Origin of the sequence: uncultured Alteromonas sp., assembly GCF_963976965.1 — a bacterium.
GTDB classification, from domain to species: Bacteria; Pseudomonadota; Gammaproteobacteria; order Enterobacterales; family Alteromonadaceae; genus Alteromonas; species Alteromonas naphthalenivorans.
This window is the reverse complement of record NZ_CAXBMP010000007.1, coordinates 124,073-143,155: the sequence shown is the minus strand read 5'-3', so window position 1 is coordinate 143,155 and position 19,083 is coordinate 124,073. Positions and strand designations below refer to the sequence as shown.

Annotated in this window: 16 protein-coding genes and 1 tRNA gene; 3 read left to right on the top strand and 14 right to left on the bottom strand. The window is 42.9% G+C overall.

Annotated features, from left to right (window positions below; genetic code table 11):
• Window positions 1-155: 155 nt before the first annotated feature.
• From AAC006_RS08165 to AAC006_RS08150, 4 genes are all read right to left on the bottom strand, one after another.
• Window positions 156-1,403 (bottom strand): glutamate-5-semialdehyde dehydrogenase, encoded by a 1,248-nt coding sequence (locus AAC006_RS08165; RefSeq protein ID WP_126872239.1) that lies wholly within the window; start codon window positions 1,401-1,403, stop codon window positions 156-158.
• Entirely contained in the window at window positions 1,400-2,509 is a 1,110-nt protein-coding gene (gene proB / locus AAC006_RS08160; RefSeq protein WP_126872238.1) for a glutamate 5-kinase, read from the bottom strand. The genes AAC006_RS08165 and proB overlap by 4 nt, the downstream gene beginning before the upstream one ends.
• Before the next feature lie 15 nt (window positions 2,510-2,524).
• Window positions 2,525-4,024 carry a sodium/proline symporter PutP gene (gene putP / locus AAC006_RS08155; protein WP_126872258.1) on the bottom strand — a complete coding sequence of 500 codons (1,500 nt, stop codon included), beginning with the start codon at window positions 4,022-4,024 and terminating at the stop codon, window positions 2,525-2,527.
• Window positions 4,025-4,468: 444 nt separating this feature from the next.
• Entirely contained in the window at window positions 4,469-5,503 is a 1,035-nt protein-coding gene (locus AAC006_RS08150; RefSeq protein ID WP_126872237.1) for a DNA topoisomerase IB, read from the bottom strand.
• 604 nt (window positions 5,504-6,107) lie between these two features.
• On the opposite strand from AAC006_RS08150, the gene AAC006_RS08145 reads away from it, so the two are divergent.
• Window positions 6,108-6,659 carry a hypothetical protein gene (locus AAC006_RS08145; RefSeq protein WP_126872236.1) on the top strand — a complete coding sequence of 184 codons (552 nt, stop codon included), beginning with the start codon at window positions 6,108-6,110 and terminating at the stop codon, window positions 6,657-6,659.
• A gap of 107 nt (window positions 6,660-6,766) precedes the next feature.
• On the opposite strand, the gene AAC006_RS08140 is transcribed toward AAC006_RS08145, so the two are convergent.
• The gene (locus AAC006_RS08140; protein ID WP_126872235.1) at window positions 6,767-7,309 is read right to left on the bottom strand and encodes a DUF2878 domain-containing protein; all 543 of its coding nucleotides are present in this window, start codon (window positions 7,307-7,309) and stop codon (window positions 6,767-6,769) included.
• 219 nt (window positions 7,310-7,528) lie between these two features.
• Here AAC006_RS08140 and AAC006_RS08135 point away from each other — a divergent pair, with 219 nt between their 5' ends.
• Entirely contained in the window at window positions 7,529-9,166 is a 1,638-nt protein-coding gene (locus AAC006_RS08135; RefSeq protein WP_126872234.1) for a diacylglycerol kinase family protein, read from the top strand.
• A 211-nt stretch (window positions 9,167-9,377) separates the two neighbouring features.
• The gene (locus tag AAC006_RS08130; RefSeq protein ID WP_126872233.1) at window positions 9,378-9,821 is read left to right on the top strand and encodes a hemerythrin domain-containing protein; all 444 of its coding nucleotides are present in this window, start codon (window positions 9,378-9,380) and stop codon (window positions 9,819-9,821) included.
• Between the two features lie 95 nt (window positions 9,822-9,916).
• On the opposite strand, the gene AAC006_RS08125 is transcribed toward AAC006_RS08130, so the two are convergent.
• The 9 genes from AAC006_RS08125 to rlmE form a co-directional block, all read right to left on the bottom strand.
• Entirely contained in the window at window positions 9,917-10,075 is a 159-nt protein-coding gene (locus AAC006_RS08125; protein WP_013784353.1) for a YqaE/Pmp3 family membrane protein, read from the bottom strand.
• A 130-nt stretch (window positions 10,076-10,205) separates the two neighbouring features.
• Entirely contained in the window at window positions 10,206-12,500 is a 2,295-nt protein-coding gene (locus AAC006_RS08120) for a GGDEF domain-containing protein (RefSeq protein ID WP_126872232.1), read from the bottom strand.
• A 171-nt stretch (window positions 12,501-12,671) separates the two neighbouring features.
• Window positions 12,672-12,757, bottom strand: a tRNA-Leu gene (locus tag AAC006_RS08115).
• 7 nt (window positions 12,758-12,764) lie between these two features.
• Window positions 12,765-13,238 carry a preprotein translocase subunit SecG gene (gene secG / locus AAC006_RS08110; RefSeq protein WP_126872231.1) on the bottom strand — a complete coding sequence of 158 codons (474 nt, stop codon included), beginning with the start codon at window positions 13,236-13,238 and terminating at the stop codon, window positions 12,765-12,767.
• Window positions 13,239-13,248: 10 nt separating this feature from the next.
• Window positions 13,249-13,995, bottom strand: a complete 747-nt coding sequence (tpiA, locus tag AAC006_RS08105) for a triose-phosphate isomerase (protein WP_126872230.1) — start codon at window positions 13,993-13,995, stop codon at window positions 13,249-13,251.
• Window positions 13,996-14,090: 95 nt separating this feature from the next.
• Window positions 14,091-15,434 carry a phosphoglucosamine mutase gene (gene glmM, locus AAC006_RS08100; RefSeq protein ID WP_013784357.1) on the bottom strand — a complete coding sequence of 448 codons (1,344 nt, stop codon included), beginning with the start codon at window positions 15,432-15,434 and terminating at the stop codon, window positions 14,091-14,093.
• A gap of 9 nt (window positions 15,435-15,443) precedes the next feature.
• Window positions 15,444-16,268 carry a dihydropteroate synthase gene (gene folP, locus AAC006_RS08095; protein WP_126872229.1) on the bottom strand — a complete coding sequence of 275 codons (825 nt, stop codon included), beginning with the start codon at window positions 16,266-16,268 and terminating at the stop codon, window positions 15,444-15,446.
• 118 nt (window positions 16,269-16,386) lie between these two features.
• Window positions 16,387-18,333 carry an ATP-dependent zinc metalloprotease FtsH gene (gene ftsH / locus AAC006_RS08090; protein WP_126872228.1) on the bottom strand — a complete coding sequence of 649 codons (1,947 nt, stop codon included), beginning with the start codon at window positions 18,331-18,333 and terminating at the stop codon, window positions 16,387-16,389.
• A gap of 110 nt (window positions 18,334-18,443) precedes the next feature.
• Window positions 18,444-19,073, bottom strand: coding sequence for a 23S rRNA (uridine(2552)-2'-O)-methyltransferase RlmE (rlmE, locus tag AAC006_RS08085; protein WP_126872227.1), 630 nt, complete (start codon window positions 19,071-19,073; stop codon window positions 18,444-18,446).
• Window positions 19,074-19,083 lie beyond the last annotated feature (10 nt).

The following is a 19,083-nucleotide window of genomic DNA, read 5'->3' as shown; positions in this document are numbered from 1 at the left end:
TGATAGAAAATAAAAAAGCGCTGTAAATACAGCGCCTTTATTATGAAGCATGCTATTGATGGGCACAATGCCGACCAGTGGGATTATTCCCATACAAAGGCCGGGATTTTATGCTTAAATTGAACGAAGCTATTTCGTGTTAGTTTTCTAGTCGCTTATTCGCGAATTTGACCAACACCATTCACTAGGTATTTTTCAGACGTAAGCGATTCTAATCCCATTGGCCCATAGGCATGAAGCTTAGTAGTCGCGATACCAATTTCAGCACCTAAACCAAGTTGGCTGCCATCAGAGAAACGTGAAGATGCGTTTACCATTACTACACTGGCGTCTACGGCACGCTGAAATTTCTTAGCGCTATCTTCGTTTTCTGTGCAGATAACTTCAGTATGGTTACTACCAAAGTCAGCAATATGAGAAATGGCACCTGCGAAATCATCCACTACACGAATGGCAATTTCTAAACCTAAGTACTCTTCGCCGTAAGCGTCTTCGCTAATAACGTCAGCGTTGTTAAAGTACTGAGCGCCTTTTTCATTGACATGCACTGTTACCTTATGTTGCTCAAACGCTTCGGCAACGCGAGGTAAGAAGTCGCCCGCAATAGCTTGATGTACTACCAAACCTTCTAACGCATTACATACGCCAGTACGTTGCGTCTTACCATTTAACAAGATAGCCAACGCTTTATCTAAATCAGCGTCTTTATCGACATATAAATGACATACCCCTTTAAAATGCTGTATCACAGGCACTTTAGAGTGTTCGGTTACATAGTTAATTAATCCTTCGCCGCCACGTGGAATAATAACGTCAATGTAGTCACGTTGTTCCATAAGCTCTTGCATAAGCGCGCGATCTGGATTTGGCACAACAGTAACCAATGCTCTTGGTAAGTTATGCTTTTCAAGCACGTCTTGCATAAGCCCAGCGATGGCTAGACTGGTATCCAGTGCTTCTTTACCACCACGTAGAATAACGCCGTTACCCGACTTAAAACACAGTGCGCCAGCATCGGCTGTTACATTAGGGCGTGCTTCATAAATCATGCACACTACACCTAATGGAATACGCATCTTTTTAATTTCAATGCCGTTTGGACGGGTGCCAATTACGCGCTCGCGACCAACAGGATCGTCAAGGCTAATAATAACTTCAATGCCTTCTGCCATAGATTCAATGCGGGCGTCGTCTAAAATCAAGCGGTCAATCATGGCATCGTCTAGGTTATTTTCCTTAGCGCGCGCCACTTCTTTTTCGTTAACCGCTTTAATCGTGTCTTTATTTCCACGAATAGCCGCAGCCATATCCTTTAACACCGCGTTCTTCTCAGATTCATCTAAGATGGCAAGTGTTTGGGCTGCTTGTTTCGCTTGTTTTGCTAATTCTGTAATAATGCTCATTCTTTCTCCAAATTGGCTACATGCTGATCAGAAATGATAGGGCCAGTCTTATCTTCAAATTCACTGGCGAAGTCATCGTTTTCCTGATTCGCGATAAAATTCAGTAAACAGCTACTGTAGTTTGATTTCGCTTTAACAAGCTTAGTGCCATCAGCTTTGCGTACCAAAATGGTATCGCCCACTGAGAACTCGCCTTTCACATCAACTATCTCGCTGCTGGTAAGTTGTTCACTGTGGTTTTCCAGTGAAGAATCAAAATCTCCCTCAACTATCACTTCGCCCTGCGCGTTTGAGGTATGGCGCATCCAATGCACGTTTTCCAACATCGGCTTATCGTAAGGGCTAAAATGTGTGCCTGGGTTTTCACCCGCAAGCAACATGTTAAATGACAGTTCGGTAAAGCCGTTAATAATATATGTGTCTATACCATGCGAAACGGCTTTTTCCGCCGCTTCAATTTTTGTGCGCATACCACCGGTGCCAACACCGCCTTCCGCTGCACCACCCGCCATGGCGTAAATACTGGCGTCTATGGTATCTACTTTCTTAAGCAACTCAGCATCGTCGTGATCGTGAGGGTTTTTGTTATACAAACCGTCAATGTCAGAACAGATAATAAGTGCATCTGCGTCAGCTGCTGCTGCCACCATAGCGGATAAGTTGTCGTTATCACCCACTTTTAGTTTATCGGTCGTTACCGTATCGTTTTCATTTACAATAGGTAGAACGTTATGCTCTAACAAACTAAAAATGGTTTCACGAATACTAACGTAGCGCTCTCTATCACGCAGGTCAGCATGGGTTAACAACATTTGCGCTGATGGGAAGTCGAATAATCTGTCCCAGGTCGCAATCATTTCTGTCTGCCCTGCTGCAGCCATTGCCTTTTTCACAGCAATATTTGATTTTTCGTGATCCGGGAACAAATGTGCTCCAGCGGCGACTGAACCTGAAGACACTAACACTACCTGTGTTCCATTTGCCCGACAACGCACGATGAACTGGGCAATACTTAGCAAGTAGTGGCTGCTGCACCCTTGCTTGTTTGGCGAGATTAGTGCACTGCCTACTTTAATGACCACGCGTTTCCAATTGGGATGACTCATAATATTTCATTCACCTTAAGATTGTTGATCTGCTAATTGCTGGTTGGTTGCTCTAAATAAGCGCTGAACATTTTCAGACGGCGCAGCACCTGCGCGCGATACCAACCAAAGGGTTGCGGTGCTTACCGCAAAGCCAGGAATAATTTCATAAATAACACTGCTTAACGTTTTACCGTCAGCCAACACGGGTGCGTATATCCAAAATAGGACAGTTACTGCACCACTAATAATGCCGGCTAATGCCGCACTCTGTGTTAAATCCTTTTTGTATAAGCTGAACAATACCAACGGGCCAAATGCGGCACCAAAGCCAGCCCATGCATTACTCACTAACGAAAGAATGGAGTTCGACGAGTCCATCGCCAATAGCAATGCCACTATGGCAACGCCCGCTACACCAACTCTTCCGATGGTTACCGTCTCTTTTTCGCTGATGTCTTTTTTCGCTACAACTCGATAAATGTCTTCGGTTAACGAACTTGCCGATACCAATAACTGAGACGAAATAGTACTCATAATGGCAGCTAAAATAGCAGCCATTAAAAAACCACTAATAAGCGGGTGAAATAGCAACTGAGAAAAAACGATGAAAATAGTCTCAGCGTCGTCCACGCTTAAATTGAATTGATTTGCATAGGCTATCCCTACAAAACCCGTTGCTAATGCACCAAGTATAGTAACTAGCATCCAAGACATACCAATATTTCGTGCGGTGCTTACCGATTTAACATCGCGAATAGCCATAAACCTTACAATAATGTGAGGCTGACCAAAGTAGCCAAGGCCCCACCCAAGGCTTGAAAGCAAGCCTACAAGAGTGAGTGCACCCCATGACTCTGAAAAGTCCGGTACTGATTCATACGCCGCTGCCGTCATTTGGTTTACACTATCGAACTCGGTAAAAGCCACAATCGGCACGAGAACAAGGGCAATAAACATGATGCAACCTTGCACAAAATCAGTAAGGCTGACCGCTAAGAACCCACCCAATAAGGTGTATGAAACGACAACACCCAATGTGATAAACAGTCCAAGCTGATAATCAACTGAGAACGCGCTTTCAAAAAGCTTTCCGCCGGCTACAAGCCCTGCAGACGTATATAAAGTAAAAAATAAGACAATGATGACAGCTGAAACGATGCGTACGTTTGCTTTAGGGTTGTCGAAGCGCTTTGCGAAGAACTCCGGCACGGTTAAGGAATCATCCGCGACTTCGGTGTAAACACGAAGCTTAGGTGCAACCAATATATAATTTGCTAGTGCCCCTGCGACAAGACCAATAGCAATATAAACTGCGTCGAACCCAGTTAAGAACATTGCCCCTGGCAATCCCATTAACATCCAACCTGACATATCAGAAGCACCCGCTGATAGTGCAGTAACTTGAGGGCTAACCTTCCTACCACCTAGAATGTAACCAGAAATATCACTAGTAGATTGACGATATGCAAAAAGACCTATACCCAACATCGCTAGAAAATAAATAGCCAGCGATATATAACTTTCAATTGGCATAATGTGAGATTGCTCTCCTATGTTAGTTAAAATTACATCATTCAGATGTTCGAAGGACATGGCATTCCATCGAAGTGCTATACAAGGGTTAAAAGCTTGAATAACACGCATCATTTGTTTCCGACTTCAGCCTTGAGCCAAACTCAGAATCAAACATTTAAATTGAACAATAATGATTAGAGCTCTAATTATATAAGTATCACTGCTGTGATTTCAAGTTTAAATAGTAGCCAATTTGTTATGAGGTCTATTTGCTGCGTGAATATAGCCCAAAAGGTTTCACATACATTACCTATTTCAAAACCGCATACAAGCCACTGATTAAAAAAGAATTTACTGCATCTATCCGGTTCCGTGAAACGCAACATTTTGTACTCCACGTCGTTCAACCAGTACACTATTAGCATCAATAGAAACATTTATTATTAAAAGTTAATCCAATTGTCACTCAGATGAAATAATCGACAACAAAAGCTTTTCAGTGCTTAAATCTCGTTCAATAGGATCGCAAAGTTCCTCATTAGCCTGCTCGAGTGTCTTTAATAAATTCTCAAACGTATTTTTCTCATCAAACACAGAATATAACTTCGGGTGAATGTAATACTGCCTGCAAACAGAAGGGGTATTTCCCAGCATTTTTGACACATGTGAACTCAACGAGTTAGGCCATTTACGGTTACGCCCTTCTCGCAAATACCTATCAACCTCTGGAAAGCTTTGCAGTGCAAATCGACTGGCTGCCCAAGTTCGAAAATCTTTGCAGCTAAAGTTGTCGCCTAAATGCTCGTGAATAAAGGCATTGACGTCTTCACTATGAATATCACACCACGAGCCGTCAGCTAACTGATATCGAAATAAGCTGTAACCCTGAAGCTGCGTACATTCACACACTAGGGATGCTAATAAAGGATCGTCGATAGTAATGGTGCGTCGCTTGCTGTGCTTACCAGAATATTCAAGAGACACCTTTTCCAGCGTTGCTTCTTGAACATGTTTACGACGAAGCGTAGTTAAGCCATAGGTGTTATTTTCTTTACTATACTGAGCGTTGCCTATTCTCACGCCGGTATAATCTAACAACAGACACACCAAGGCTGATGCTCGCTCTATTGTCCACTGCTCGCCATTAACGAGTGTCCTACAATATTCTCGAAACTCAGGTACCTTTTGTCCGAAAACCGCCAGACGTTTGAATTTTTCTGCTTGCTGCTGTTTATGCCAATCAGGATGATAGAGATATTGTTTTCGCCCTTTAGCATCTAGGCCAATAGCTTGAATACTTGCCTTAGGGTTGCGACTAATAGTGACACTTTTCCAGTTAGGGGGGATGGCAAGGGATTTGATTCTGCGCAGCACGCGCTGCCCTTCTACCTTTCGACCGCTGGTATAACGATAATAGACACCTTTACCACAAGCAATCCGCTTAATGGTGAGGTGTGGATGAGGCATATCCCTTTCAACAACTTGCCCTATAGTCACCTGAACTCCCTTTTAGAATAATGTGTACCGCAAACTTACATCAAGGTTGCTTGGTAGTATGGCAATTTATCAATGCCATTTTTAATGCTAAAGGAAGATGCAAGTTACATGCGTGGTGACGCGCCAGCTAATAGCCATAGATCACGGGGAGGCTACTAATTCGATTAAAAAACATCTTCCATTAAATTCAATAGGTTAGCGATGAAATTTTACAATGGGTTAATGATTTGGCGCTCTCATATTGGTAAGCAGTAACACAACCGCTGAAAGCAAAATTTACAGACTGAGACAAATTTTCATACTGTGAGTAAATATGTAACACAGCGAAAATGTTATCTATACACCTAGGGTAAGTATTATCGACATGAAGTTAAGTTAACCTTATCCAAAAAGCAATATTAACCATGAAATTCAACATCTTAGATAAAAATAGAGCACTTAGAAAGCATGTAGACTAAAGTTTAACCCGCCAGCGGAACGCATTTTGAATGGTTATAAATGAATATTTGTAAATTCGTTTAATAGTTATGAATTTACCCGCCTTTGGCAAAAACGCTGAAGGGTACCGCATAGGTATAAATTGACCGGGTTTATCGGAGAAGTTATGCAAACCGCTAATCATGAAAATCTTCGCGCATCTCTAGCGCCAAAAGACCAAATTCAAGTTGCTGCCATATTTGAAAACAAATTAATGGCAAAAAAAACCATTCAACAACTGGCAAATTCAACTGACGTCAGTACTGATCAAGTTGCCTTTATCGACGCAAGCGATACTGAAGCGAGTGAGAAGCTAGAACGAGAGAGTAGAAGCATAGGCAAAAATTTGTGGCACTCTCACTTATTGCTTGGTGGTGTAGGTTTTCTTGTAGGCATACTAGCAGCATTTCTTTTGGTTTCGTTTGGCCCTGAGCTAACGAAACAAAACCCACTATTTACATATATCGCGCTGATAAGCCCAGGCATCTTTACTGGTTTGTTCGTAGCAGGCTTAGTTGGCCTGCGCCCAGACCGTTCAGAAATAGTGCAAGCGGTAAGACATGCTATTAGAAGAAACCATGTGGCCGTGGTTATTAACTTGAAAAAGAGCCAATCGGCGTCTGACATTGCATCGTTTTTACATTCGCGAAGCAAGAATGTGGTAGAAGCGATACGCTAATACCGCTTTAAAGCCCCTTAAGGATTGCTTGAGACCTGTTTAAGAACTGCTAAAACCGAAATCAACCGCTAACTCCCTTTAATCACAGATTAAGGGAGTGGCTAGGCTTAATGGTCTTGGCTCAATTCGTGGTGAGCCGTTAACTTTTTCGCCAGTAAAAAGCACGCCGGAAATACTCCCCCCCATACCATTGCTAAAATTAACCCCGTAACTAGGGGTGAATATCCAAAGGTGACAGCACCAAACTTTTGCCCACCGAAATAACTGAGCGGGGCGAAGACTGCACCGCCAAACATTGCAAGTAATGGCTTATCAGCAAACGCACTTAGGCTATGCTGAATCGACCCTCCTAATGCGGCCCACAGACACACTAGCCAAATAGGTATTATCAAATGAGATGCGCCACCGCTGAACCAAGCACCACGCTCAAAGCCAAATACCCCTGTCACCATCAAAAGTGAGTCCACCACAGTACCTAGCAAAAGCACCGCTATCATTATTTTACTATCTGACTTTCGCAACGGTGAATAAATAAGCCACGCGATCAGTAAACCCAGAACCAAGAAAGTGTTTTGGTATAAAACCACTAACCACCAAATGGTTTGAAACCATAAAAAGTTTACCAATTTGATAATGAAACTGTTCGACATTGAATTCGCCCGTTCATGTAAATACTGACTGCTGTGGAAAATCTGATGGAACCTGTACGGCGCTATCTATCACCCAGTTCACTTATAAAGTTTAAACAAAATGTAATTTTTGATTATTATTTTCATTCTACCTTCATAGATGCTTATTAGTAATAAACAAAATTGGCGGAACCACTGTATAAATAAACTGAATGTTTGAACAAAGGAAATGTGAACAGTATGAAGATGGTTAAATATTATGTACTCGGCGCAATTTTAGCATTAGTGCTAACGTGGTTTAGCCCAACACTATGGCTCTCTGTCATCTTTGCTTGGATCAGTTTCTCACTGATTGCAGTTAGTAGCGCCTACTTGCTTAACTATCCTGCATTGTTCAGAAAACGTGAAGATGGTTCGATCCCTATTTATATTCGGTGGGTCTTCGTTCCATTCTTAATGGGGAGCTGGTTATACAATGAGTATGCAAGACGTACCGACAAGGTTCCCCCTTTTCAAAAAATTGATGATCAACTTTATTTAGGTTGTCGCATGTCTTCACAGCATGTTGTTATGCTGAAAAACAACAATATTAACGCTATTTTAGACGTTACTGCCGAATTCGATGGCTTAGACTGGACCGCCTATCAATTAGATTTTGATTATTTGAACATCCCTGTTCTTGACCATACCAGCCCCACTCAAGAACAACTAACCCTTGCGATTAACTGGTTAGATCAACAACTCGTTGAAGGTAAGAATGTAGTTGTGCATTGTGCACTGGGTAGAGGCCGCTCTGTATTAGTGCTAGCCGCCTACCTACTGGCCAGGGATCCTTCCCTATCCATTCTAGATGCAATGGATAAAATTCAATCGGTTCGTTCGACAGCCAGGCTAAATAAACATCAGTTAGCAGCACTTGAAAAAATAAAGAATGGCGGAAGCTTGTCATTAACTAAGCGTCTTACCCTTATTGCCAACCCTGTTGCCGGCGGAGGTAAATGGGAAGTTGAAAAAGCGGATATTCTGGCAAGACTAAACGAAAAATTCAAAGTTACCGTTAAAGAAACAACCGAAGAAATAAACGGTGAAGTCTTGGCTAAAGAAGCCTTAGCCGATGGGGCACAAATTATCGTAGCTTGTGGTGGCGACGGTACCATTACGGAGGTGGCCAATGCCCTTACCGATAAGAATGTCACTTTAGGGGTTATTCCCCTAGGTACGGCCAATGCCCTTTGTCAGGTACTCCATGGTTATGCCAGTAAAATTGTTCCTATTAGTACCGCGTGTGACGTCATTATTGACGGTAAAACGGCAGATATCGATACTGCCCGGTGTAATGGCCGAATGATGTTGCTGGTTGCTGCAGTGGGCTTTGAAGAACATATGATATCTGCCGCGGGACGAGGTGAGAAAGACTCAGGCGGACAGTTTGCCTACCTTAAGGGACTGTGGGAAGCCATAGGAAAAAATGACAACCTTAGTTTTCAGGTGAAATTTGATAATGAAGAATCTCAGCACTTGGAAACGCCAAGCTTAGTCATCGCTAATGCCGCGCCAATTACCACTGCACTTGCGCAAGGCGGAAATTTACCCGATGTGACTGATGGTAAATTAGATATCACCTGGCTAACCCCACAAGATTCATCCGACCGACAATTACTCTCTTTGGCAGAGCTAGTCTTTGGGCCTGAAGAATATAAAACCAGTTCAGACAGTATTAGGCACAAACAAACCCCATCGATATCTCTTTATTTTGACGAAGAAGTATCTTATGCGGTCGATGGTGAGATTTTCAGTGCAAGTGAAATTAGTATCACTACACACCCTGCAAGTTTACGAGTATTAACTGGCATCGACCACACGCAAAATAATAGTTAATCCATAGCGCAATAGCGTTAGGTAAAGATTACTGTAAACCCTATGTAAGAAATGCATTATTTAAGCGGTTCCTTATGTATTGAAATAATAAATAACCGCTAAAAGCTGCATTTACAATGACTTAGTGAACTCAATATAGTGGAACACTTCTGGCATTAGTTAAGGTGCTTTTAACGCCACATATTCAGTACAACTAGTTGAGGGATTACCGATGAAAATTTTTGAAGCACTACGCCAAGATCATGAGAAGCAACGATTGTTACTTAAAATACTCGCTGAGACCAGCGGAGACACCGCTGCTCGCCGTGAATACTACAAAGAGTTGAAGGATCAGCTTGAAAGTCATGCAGTGGCTGAGGAACGTCATTTTTATTCTCCGCTGCTTAAAAAAGATGAAGCGGTAGATTTAACCCGCCATGGTATTGCAGAGCATCACGAGATTGATGAGCTTATCGAAAAATTGGATGATACCAAAATGGACTCACCCGGGTGGCTACGTCACTTAAAATCTCTCCAAGAAAAAGTTGAGCATCACCTTGCTGACGAAGAGCAAGAATTTTTTCAAGTTGCTGGCCGACTTCTTAACGATTCTCAAAAGAATAAACTTGCCGACGCTTACCAAGAAGAAATGGCAAAAGAACTCGCGCCTCACTAGGCGTGCGTTTTACATAAATCTTACTGATACAAAAAAGCCAGTCATAGACTGGCCTTTCTTTTAGTACTTGGTTTACTAAAACTTAGTAAAATTAACTATCGTTTAGCAATAATGTACACGGCGTGGATAACACCAGGGAAATAGCCAAACAATGTTAGAAGGATGTTTATCCAAAACTGAGCGCCAATACCAACTTGTAAGAACACACCTAGAGGAGGCAGTAAAATTGAAAGTATAATGCGAATAATGTCCATAATAATATCCTTGTTTTTGAAGTAATTTCACAGTTTACCCACTCAAACGGCAATATCTTACGGTTTTGAGCAGGCTTTATTTTTATAATGCATATATACTGCCAACAATAAGGAATTTACCGGTTCCCGTCTATTCGCCTAAAGGTGAATTTTCTAACCACTCTTCTAGCGCATCCTTCGCTAATGGTCGGCTAATGAAGTAACCTTGCGCAATATCACAGCCCCAGTCTTTCAAAATATTGAGCGACATCTCGTCTTCTACCCCTTCTGCGACCACTTTTAAGTCGAAAGCAGTGGCTAATCCCAGCACGGTATGCACTATTTGTTTATCGTTATCATCGATTGCTAACGACAATATAAAGCTTTTATCAATTTTGATTGTATCGACAGGCAGGTTCTTCAAATAGGCAAGCGAAGAGTAACCAGTGCCAAAGTCGTCAATAGCAAAGTGAAACCCCCTGCTCGTTAACGCGTTTAAGTTTTCAATAGCAAGCGACGCATCTGCCACCAAATCGCTCTCTGTGATTTCTAGCTCTAGGGCATCGGGAGAAAGTGCTGCGTCGGTAAGTATAGAAACCAATTTATCGAGTAACGGCTTATTTTGAATATCTTGAGTTGATAAATTCATCGCAACCGTAAAGCCATAACCTTTCTGCCTAAAGTACGACAAATCAGCAATGGTTTGCTGCATAACCCAAGTCGTGACTTGCTCAATTAGAGCTGCCTGTTCAGCAATAGTAATAAACTCATCTGGTGGTACGAAGCCAAGTGTTTTGTTGTTCCACCTTATTAGCGCTTCCATGCTGCATACTTTCATCGTGCTGAGATCAATTTTAGGTTGATACACCATTGAAAGTTCGCTTTGATTGCTAGAAAGCGCCCGCTTAAGCTCGGTAGTAATGGTCAAACGCCTAACGTACTTAGCCTCAAGTTCGGGGCGATAATGCACACACCATGCATTAGAGTGAATAGCTTCGTCGGTAACAATATTAACTTTACGAAATAGTTCTTCTGAGTTGGTGGCATCCTGAGGGCAAGACAGCACGGCCATCGCCACTTTGACTGGGATGGAGATTAGGTTACTCTCGACGGGCTGCTCTAAAATGTGTTTAAACGTTTCGAGTTGATTTTCATCTAACGCGGTATCGGTAATATAGAGAATTTCTCCCCCCGCTAAACGTGCAGATGTACCAGGCCAACGAAGCAAACGCGTAGCAAGTGCCTTAAGCGTGTTGTCCCCGTTAGAATACCCGTAAAGGTCGTTAGTGGTTCTAAAACCTATAGTGGTAATAGCGACAACCTGCAAATTTTCATTTTCAGACATTTTTCCATCAAAATAGCCTTCAACATAATTTCGATTAAACAAGCCAGTAAGCACGTCATGTTGCGCTTGATACCGAATATGCTTTTCTCGATGTTGAATGCTCTCTTGCATGCTATCTACTGCCGTAGCGAGATCACTAATTTCGCGTAAATTTGAAGGTTTATCTAGTGTCGCGCCGTACTCACCGCCTGCTACCCGATTCACTGCTTTTACAAGGTTGGAAACAGAACTGCTGACATTTCGAGCCAATAGCATTGAGAACCCTAACGCCACTAAAACTGCAATTAGGGTTAACACCAAAATACTTATTTGGATTTTAGTAAACGCCTGAAAAGCCTCTGACACGTCTACAGCTATAGTAATGCGTACAGGAAGCTCCGATACCGACACTAAGCTAACTTCACGGCTTATGTAGGTGTTTTTCTGCTTGAAAGTTACATCGACCCAAGAAGGTGTGGGCTCACTAGTTAACACTGATTCTACTTGCTCTGGTGAGAGCGTTGATGCAATCGGCGTATTGTCACTCATATTGGTGATAATAATTTCAGCATCAACAAGATTTCTTAGTTCTTGTAATAATGTTTCATCAAACTCCACACCAATGATCATATAATAACGTAATGTCGGAATTTCTACTTTATAGAGATTCAACTGAATTAATGAGCCATCAATGAGGAAAAAACCATTTTCGTAGCCCTTTGCAGCCAAAGCGGTGCTGGCTTCTGAGGTTTCACCCGGTTTAAATAAGGCACTATGAGAAGCAACAATGGTGTGATCTAAATTCACTAATGCAATCACATCGGAATTAATTCGCGATGCATAACTTTCTAATGCAGTTTGTATAGAGGGTAAATCTGAGGTCCCCACTGCTTGGCGAAAATCGTAAGACCGAAGGAGTACGTTTGAGACGCTTTTAATGATAGCTTGGCGATCTTCAATTAGCCTATGCAGCACCTTTTCGGTAACAGCAATATCTTGACTAATATTTTGTTTAACTAAGTTGTTGGCTGACTTCCAAACCCCAGCAACAATGAGGAGTGAGGCTATAAAAATCCCGCCAAGAAGCGTTCTAAAAAGACTTTGTCGAAGTGATATTTGCAACCTACCGCTCCCAGCGTGCCAATCTATACATAATACGTGCATTCACTTTTTCTAATTGAGTTAGTAGCATAGCCCAATTACCCCAATACTTATAGTCGCGAGGTTGTCGTAATTCTTCAATTTATAACGGATTAGAAACAAAAAAACCGGCTAAAAGCCGGTTTTTAAAGTTGGTGCGGAAAGCGGGACTTGAACCCGCACGAGCTATGCTCACCACCCCCTCAAGATGGCGTGTCTACCAATTCCACCACTTCCGCAAAAATCTTAGTTAGGTACGTCTGAATCGTCAGACTTAGGTACGTCTTCCTCAGTAACTTCCGCCTGAGGAGCGTCAGCGTTGGGAGCCTCAGCGTTAGGAGCGTCACCCATTGGAATATCATTCGTCGTTGCTGCGTCTTCTACAGGCGTATCCATAACAGGAACATCCATATCACCTGGTGCTTGCACTGGCGCTTCAACCGCTGCTGGAACTTCTAAATTGTCCCACTCATCTTCAGCACTTTCACGGTTTGCCGTCATCGCGCCTAATGTAAGGCTGATAAAGAAAAACAGACCGGCTAAAATAGCAGTTGTTCGGGTCATAAAGTTACCTGAACCACCTGAGCCGAAAACAGTATTTGAGCCGCCGCTACCAAAAGAAGCGCCCATATCTGCACCTTTACCCTGTTGAATAAGAACAAAACCAATCAACAGTAATGCAACAATTAAATATGCTACCAGTAGCACTTCGTAAACCATAATTACCTCGTCAGTTTGCCGCTTGGCAAATTGAAATAAAATCTTCTGTTTTTAAGCTGGCGCCACCAATTAGGCCACCATCTACGTCTTGTTGTGCAAACAATGTTTTAGCATTATCTGCTTTAACACTGCCGCCGTATAAAATTCGTAACCCTTGAGCAAGCTCTGCGTCTACTTTTGCAAAGTATCCACGAATAAATTCATGTACGTCTTGCGCTTGTTCAGGTGAAGCTGTTTTTCCAGTACCTATAGCCCATACAGGCTCGTAAGCAAGTACTGATTTAGAAAGCTCTTCAACGGTTAAGCCGTTGATTAACGCATCAAGTTGTTCGCCAATGAAAGACTCAACTTGACCACTTTCCCTAATATCAAGTGACTCACCCACACAAATGATAGGGGTTAATCCACTCGCAATTGATTTCTTTGCTTTCTCGGCCACTAAGCTATTGCTTTCGCCGTGGTCATCTCTTCTTTCTGAATGCCCTACTATGGCGTATCTACAACCAAGCTCAGCAAGCATGTCAGCCGATAAATCGCCGGTGTGAGCGCCATTATCAAGATGACTAACATCTTGACCGCCTAATGCGAAAGCTTCAGCACAAAATGCTGAAAGATATAAAGCAGGCGGACAAATAACTACATCAACATTCCCGATGACATCAATAGTTAATGCATCGTTGAAATTAGTGACCAGAGAACGGTTACCGTTCATTTTCCAATTGCCCGCTACCAGCGGCTTTCTTTTATTGTTATTCACAATGCAGACCTTAGCCCTGTCTTAAAGCGGGCGTGATATTAACGATTTCAGTAAAAATATACAAGTATAAAACGCGAAATTTCCAGTTCTGCCAACTAATTGGCGACTTTACGAACAGTTTCAGCAATATGCTCTGCCCACTTGGAAGAATGCCCTTCATTATCAGACTCTACCATAACGCGAATAAGAGGTTCAGTTCCGCTTTTACGTAATAAAACGCGGCCTTTCTTACCTAATGCTGCCTCTGCTTCCTGTTTAGCGCCTTGCACATCAGCGTGGGCTAGATAATCTTGACTAGCATCTTGATAACGCACGTTGACTAAGCACTGAGGATACATATCAAAGCCACTACTTAAATCATGTAAATCTAAGTCTGAGCGTAACATTGCAGCAAGAACTTGTAAGCCAGCAATAATGCCGTCACCGGTAGAAGACGTTGCTAAATTCAAAATATGACCCGAGTTCTCGCCACCAATTGCCCAGCCTTTTTGCTGAAGCATTTCCATTACATAGCGATCCCCTACTTTGCTTCGTGCAAAAGGAACACCTAACTTACTAAAGGCGATTTCTAATCCAAGGTTACTCATTAAGGTGCCTACGACACCGCCTTGCATACGACCATTTTTAAGTGCATCGCGGGCAATCATATAAACAATTTGGTCGCCATCTATCACATTGCCTAAATGATCAACCATCATAATACGGTCGCCGTCACCATCTAAGGCAAACCCAAGATGCGCGTTCGTTTCTTTTACTTTCTCAACTATCGCGTCCATCGATGTGGCGCCAACACCTTCATTGATATTTAAACCATTTGGCGCGGTACCTATTTCAACAACCGTAGCGCCAAGTTCACGCAGTACATTAGGCGCAATGTGGTAAGTAGCACCGTGGGCGCAATCTACGACTATTTTTAAACCGGTAAGAGATAAATCAGACGGGAAGCTACCTTTACAAAATTCTATATAACGGCCAGCAGCATCGTTAATTCTGGTCGCCTTTCCCAACTTATCCGAAGCAACGCATGTCATTGGTTTATCAAGCATGTCTTCTATCGCCAGCTCAATATCATCGTCTAGCTTGAATCCGTCTGCTGAGAAGAACTTAATTCCATTATCGTAATAAGGATTATGTGAAGCACTAATCACAATACCGGCTTCAGAGCGGAATGTTTTCGTTAAGTAAGCGATAGCAGGCGTGGGCATGGGGCCTAGTAACCCACTATCAATACCCGCTGCTGATAAGCCTGCTTCTAATGAAGACTCTAGCATGTAGCCAGATATACGAGTGTCTTTGCCAATAAGTACTTTATTGGTGCCTCGTCCGGCAAGTACTTTCCCTGCTGCCCAACCAAGCTTAATAACAAATTCGGGATTAATATTACTTTCGCCCACTTTACCGCGTATGCCATCAGTGCCGAAATATTTGCGCTGCCCCATGAAGGTTCCTTATTCTATTGTTGTTAGCATATTAACAATGTTAACTGCGTCCGCTGTTTCTTGTACATCGTGAACGCGAATAATATGCGCACCTTGCTGTGCTGCAATTGTAGCGAGGGTAATACTTCCCGCCAAGCGTTCATCTACATTTCTATTTAACAAATTGCCAATCATTGATTTACGTGACATACCTACTAGCACAGGATAGCCCAGCGCTATTATGCTTGGGAGGTGTTTTACTAATGCGTAATTATGTTCCAGGGTTTTACCAAATCCATAGCCTGGGTCGAACAAAATTTGCTCTTTTTTAATGCCAGCTGCAATGCAATCTGATGCTCTTGCTAATAAAAATTGTTCAACGTCAGCGACCACGTCTTTGTAATGAGGCTGCTGCTGCATATCTTTAGGCTGGCCTTGCATATGCATTAAACACACTGGCACATTGGCATTTGCCGCTGCCGATAGTGCACCGGGTTCTTGCAAAGCTCTTACATCATTAATTAGCCCTGCTCCAGCGTTAACCGCTTGCGTCATGACCTCAGCTTTACTGGTATCTACTGAAATAATGCAATCGGTATTGGCACGCAACGCTTCAATTACCGGAATAACACGGTCTAGTTCTTCATCTAGTGAAACGGCTGCAGCACCTGGTCGAGTCGACTCACCGCCAACATCTATTAACGTAGCACCTTGAGCTAGCATCTTTTCAGCATGTCTTACCGCATTCTCAAGAAGCGCGTGTTTGCCACCGTCAGAAAAGGAGTCGGGTGTGACATTTAAAATACCCATCACCTGTGGGCGGGATAAATCTAGTGTGTGGGAAGAAAACTGCATTTACTTACTCTTAAAATCAATCAGCCAACTCGGCGTGGTATCGATCATTAAAAAAATTATCACTGCACAAATAAAAAACGCCAGAAATACTGGCGTTTTATTAACTTTATATCAATTTCTAGCTAGGTAAGTCACCTGGTTTACCAACAGACGGCTTTTCAACACCATCGTTAGTAATTTCGCCTTCGCGAGTAGGTTTACCGCCGCTTGGCTTGTCACCATCAGAAGGACGACGATCATCCCAATCTGCAGGAGGACGAACTTCGCGACGTTCCATTAAATCATCAACTTGCTTCGCGTCGATAGTCTCGTACTTCATTAACGCATCTTTCATGGCTTCCAGAATATCCGCGTTATCTTTTAGGATCTTTTCAGCTCGTGCGTAGTTGCGATTGATGATGTCTTTAACTTCTTCATCAATTGCTAAAGCAGTCTGGTTTGACATTCTGATTGAGCTAGATGAAGAACGACCTAAGAACACTTCGCCTTCTTCTTCTGCGTATAGCAATGGCCCCATCTTGCTTGACAAGCCCCATTGCGTCACCATTTTTCGCGCAATATCAGAGGCGCGCTCAATATCGTTTGAAGCGCCAGTAGTTACGCCAGCTTCGCCAAGGGTCATTTCTTCAGCAATACGTCCACCATACAAGCTAGAAATCATACTTTCTAAATGCTGTTTACTGTGGCTGTACTTGTCTTGTTCTGGAAGATACATAGTGACACCCAGCGCACGACCACGAGGAATAATAGAAACCTTGTAAACAGGATCGTGTTCTGGAACCAAGCGACCAACAATTGCATGCCCTGCTTCGTGGTAAGCCGTGTTGGTCTTTTCTTCCTCAGTCATCACCATAGACTTACGCTCAGAGCCCATCATGATCTTATCTTTCGCTTTCTCAAACTCTTCCATCGCCACTAGACGTTTATTACCACGTGCAGCGAATAAAGCAGCTTCGTTAACCAAGTTAGCTAAGTCAGCACCAGAGAAACCTGGCGTACCACGAGCAATAACACTTGGTTCAACGTTATCGGACACAGGTACTTTGCGCATATGAACTTTAAGAATCTGTTCACGACCACGGATGTCAGGTAAACCAACAACCACTTGACGGTCAAAACGACCTGGACGTAACAATGCAGGGTCTAACACATCAGGACGGTTAGTCGCGGCAATAACAATAATGCCTTCATGACCTTCAAAACCATCCATCTCAACAAGCATCTGGTTTAGCGTTTGTTCACGTTCATCATGACCACCACCTAAACCTGCGCCACGTTGGCGACCTACCGCATCAATTTCATCGATGAAAATGATACAAGGCGCTGCTTTTTTCGCTTGCTCGAACATGTCACGAACACGCGATGCACCAACACCCACAAACATTTCCACGAAATCTGAACCTGAAATGGTAAAGAACGGTACTTTGGCTTCACCAGCAATTGCTTTTGCAAGCAAGGTTTTACCCGTTCCAGGAGGACCAACCATCAGGACGCCTTTAGGAATTTTACCGCCTAATTTTTGGAACTTAGATGGGTCGCGTAAGAAGTCTACCAGTTCAGTCACATCTTCTTTTGCTTCGTCACAACCTGCAACATCAGCAAAGGTGGTTTTAATTTGGTCTTCACCTAAAAGGCGGGCTTTGCTTTTGCCGAAAGACATAGCGCCGCGACCACCGCCACCTTGCATTTGACGCATGAAGAAAATCCATACACCAATAAGCAGAAGCATTGGGAACCAAGAAATGAAAATAGATGTGAGAAATGATTGTTCTTCTGGCGGCTCACCGTAAACGCGCACATCGTTTTTAACCAAGTCAGAAACTAACTTGTCATCAAAATACGGTACGTACGTTTGAAATGTTTCGCCTGAACGTCGGGTACCACGAATTTCGCCGCTATTATCAATGCGAACTTCACGGATGTTACCCTGCTCAGCTTCTCTTAAAAAAGTTGTGTAATCGGTCTGTGTTTTCGACGATTCACCAGGTGAAAAGCTCTGAAATACAGACATCAACACAACGGCGATAACCAACCATAAGATTAAATTTTTTGCCATATCGCTCAATGCTACTAACCTCTAAAAATCCGAAAGAATATACTTGTGAAAGATAAAACCACGAGTGCTTCCCTTACACACATAAACTTTCGCAACGAAAATCGCTTACTCAAAGCGTACTACACTTTGTACCCAAGAGCCACCAAATACACCTCACGAGACCGTGATCGTGATGAATCGGGCTTACGTGTTTTTATGGTTGTGAACGAGTCACGTAATGCACGTAGAAAGGTATCAAAGCCTTCCCCTTGGAAAACCTTAATCATAAAACCTCCACCTGGTTTCAGTACTTGATGACACATATCCAGCGCCAATTCACACAAGTACATCGAGCCAGCTTGGTCTACCGCTGCATTTCCAGACAAGTTCGGTGCCATATCAGACAACACTATATCTACGGTGTTCCCGCCAATTCTGTTCAATAACGCATTTAAAACAGCTTCATCTCTGAAGTCACCCTGCAAAAAATTAACGCCAACGATAGAATCCATTGGTAAAATATCGCATGCGATAACTTGCCCGTTGTCTCCTACCAGTTCAGAAGCGAGTTGAGACCAGCCTCCTGGCGCAGCCCCAAGGTCCACTACTGTGTTACCTTTGCTGATAAGTTTGTCTTTTTGCTGAATTTCTTCCAATTTGAAGAAGGCACGCGATCGCTTACCCTGCTTCTGCGCTTTTTGCACATAATGGTCGTTAAAATGTTCTGTTAACCAGCGTTTACTGCTGGCAGAGTGCTTCTTTTTTGTCATTCCAATACAT

What these genes read in the sequence shown, in the direction of transcription:
- rlmE (WP_126872227.1), bottom strand. Translation starts at nt 19,073, where the DNA reads ATGACAAAAAAGAAGCACTCTGCCAGCAGTAAACGCTGGTTAACAGAA.
- folP (WP_126872229.1), bottom strand. Translation starts at nt 16,268, where the DNA reads ATGCAGTTTTCTTCCCACACACTAGATTTATCCCGCCCACAGGTGATG.
- proB (WP_126872238.1), bottom strand. Translation starts at nt 2,509, where the DNA reads ATGAGTCATCCCAATTGGAAACGCGTGGTCATTAAAGTAGGCAGTGCA.
- putP (WP_126872258.1), bottom strand. Translation starts at nt 4,024, where the DNA reads ATGCCAATTGAAAGTTATATATCGCTGGCTATTTATTTTCTAGCGATG.
- glmM (WP_013784357.1), bottom strand. Translation starts at nt 15,434, where the DNA reads ATGGGGCAGCGCAAATATTTCGGCACTGATGGCATACGCGGTAAAGTG.
- AAC006_RS08140 (WP_126872235.1), bottom strand. Translation starts at nt 7,309, where the DNA reads ATGTCGAACAGTTTCATTATCAAATTGGTAAACTTTTTATGGTTTCAA.
- secG (WP_126872231.1), bottom strand. Translation starts at nt 13,238, where the DNA reads ATGGTTTACGAAGTGCTACTGGTAGCATATTTAATTGTTGCATTACTG.
- AAC006_RS08125 (WP_013784353.1), bottom strand. Translation starts at nt 10,075, where the DNA reads ATGGACATTATTCGCATTATACTTTCAATTTTACTGCCTCCTCTAGGT.
- AAC006_RS08145 (WP_126872236.1), top strand. Translation starts at nt 6,108, where the DNA reads ATGCAAACCGCTAATCATGAAAATCTTCGCGCATCTCTAGCGCCAAAA.
- AAC006_RS08130 (WP_126872233.1), top strand. Translation starts at nt 9,378, where the DNA reads ATGAAAATTTTTGAAGCACTACGCCAAGATCATGAGAAGCAACGATTG.
- AAC006_RS08135 (WP_126872234.1), top strand. Translation starts at nt 7,529, where the DNA reads ATGAAGATGGTTAAATATTATGTACTCGGCGCAATTTTAGCATTAGTG.
- AAC006_RS08165 (WP_126872239.1), bottom strand. Translation starts at nt 1,403, where the DNA reads ATGAGCATTATTACAGAATTAGCAAAACAAGCGAAACAAGCAGCCCAA.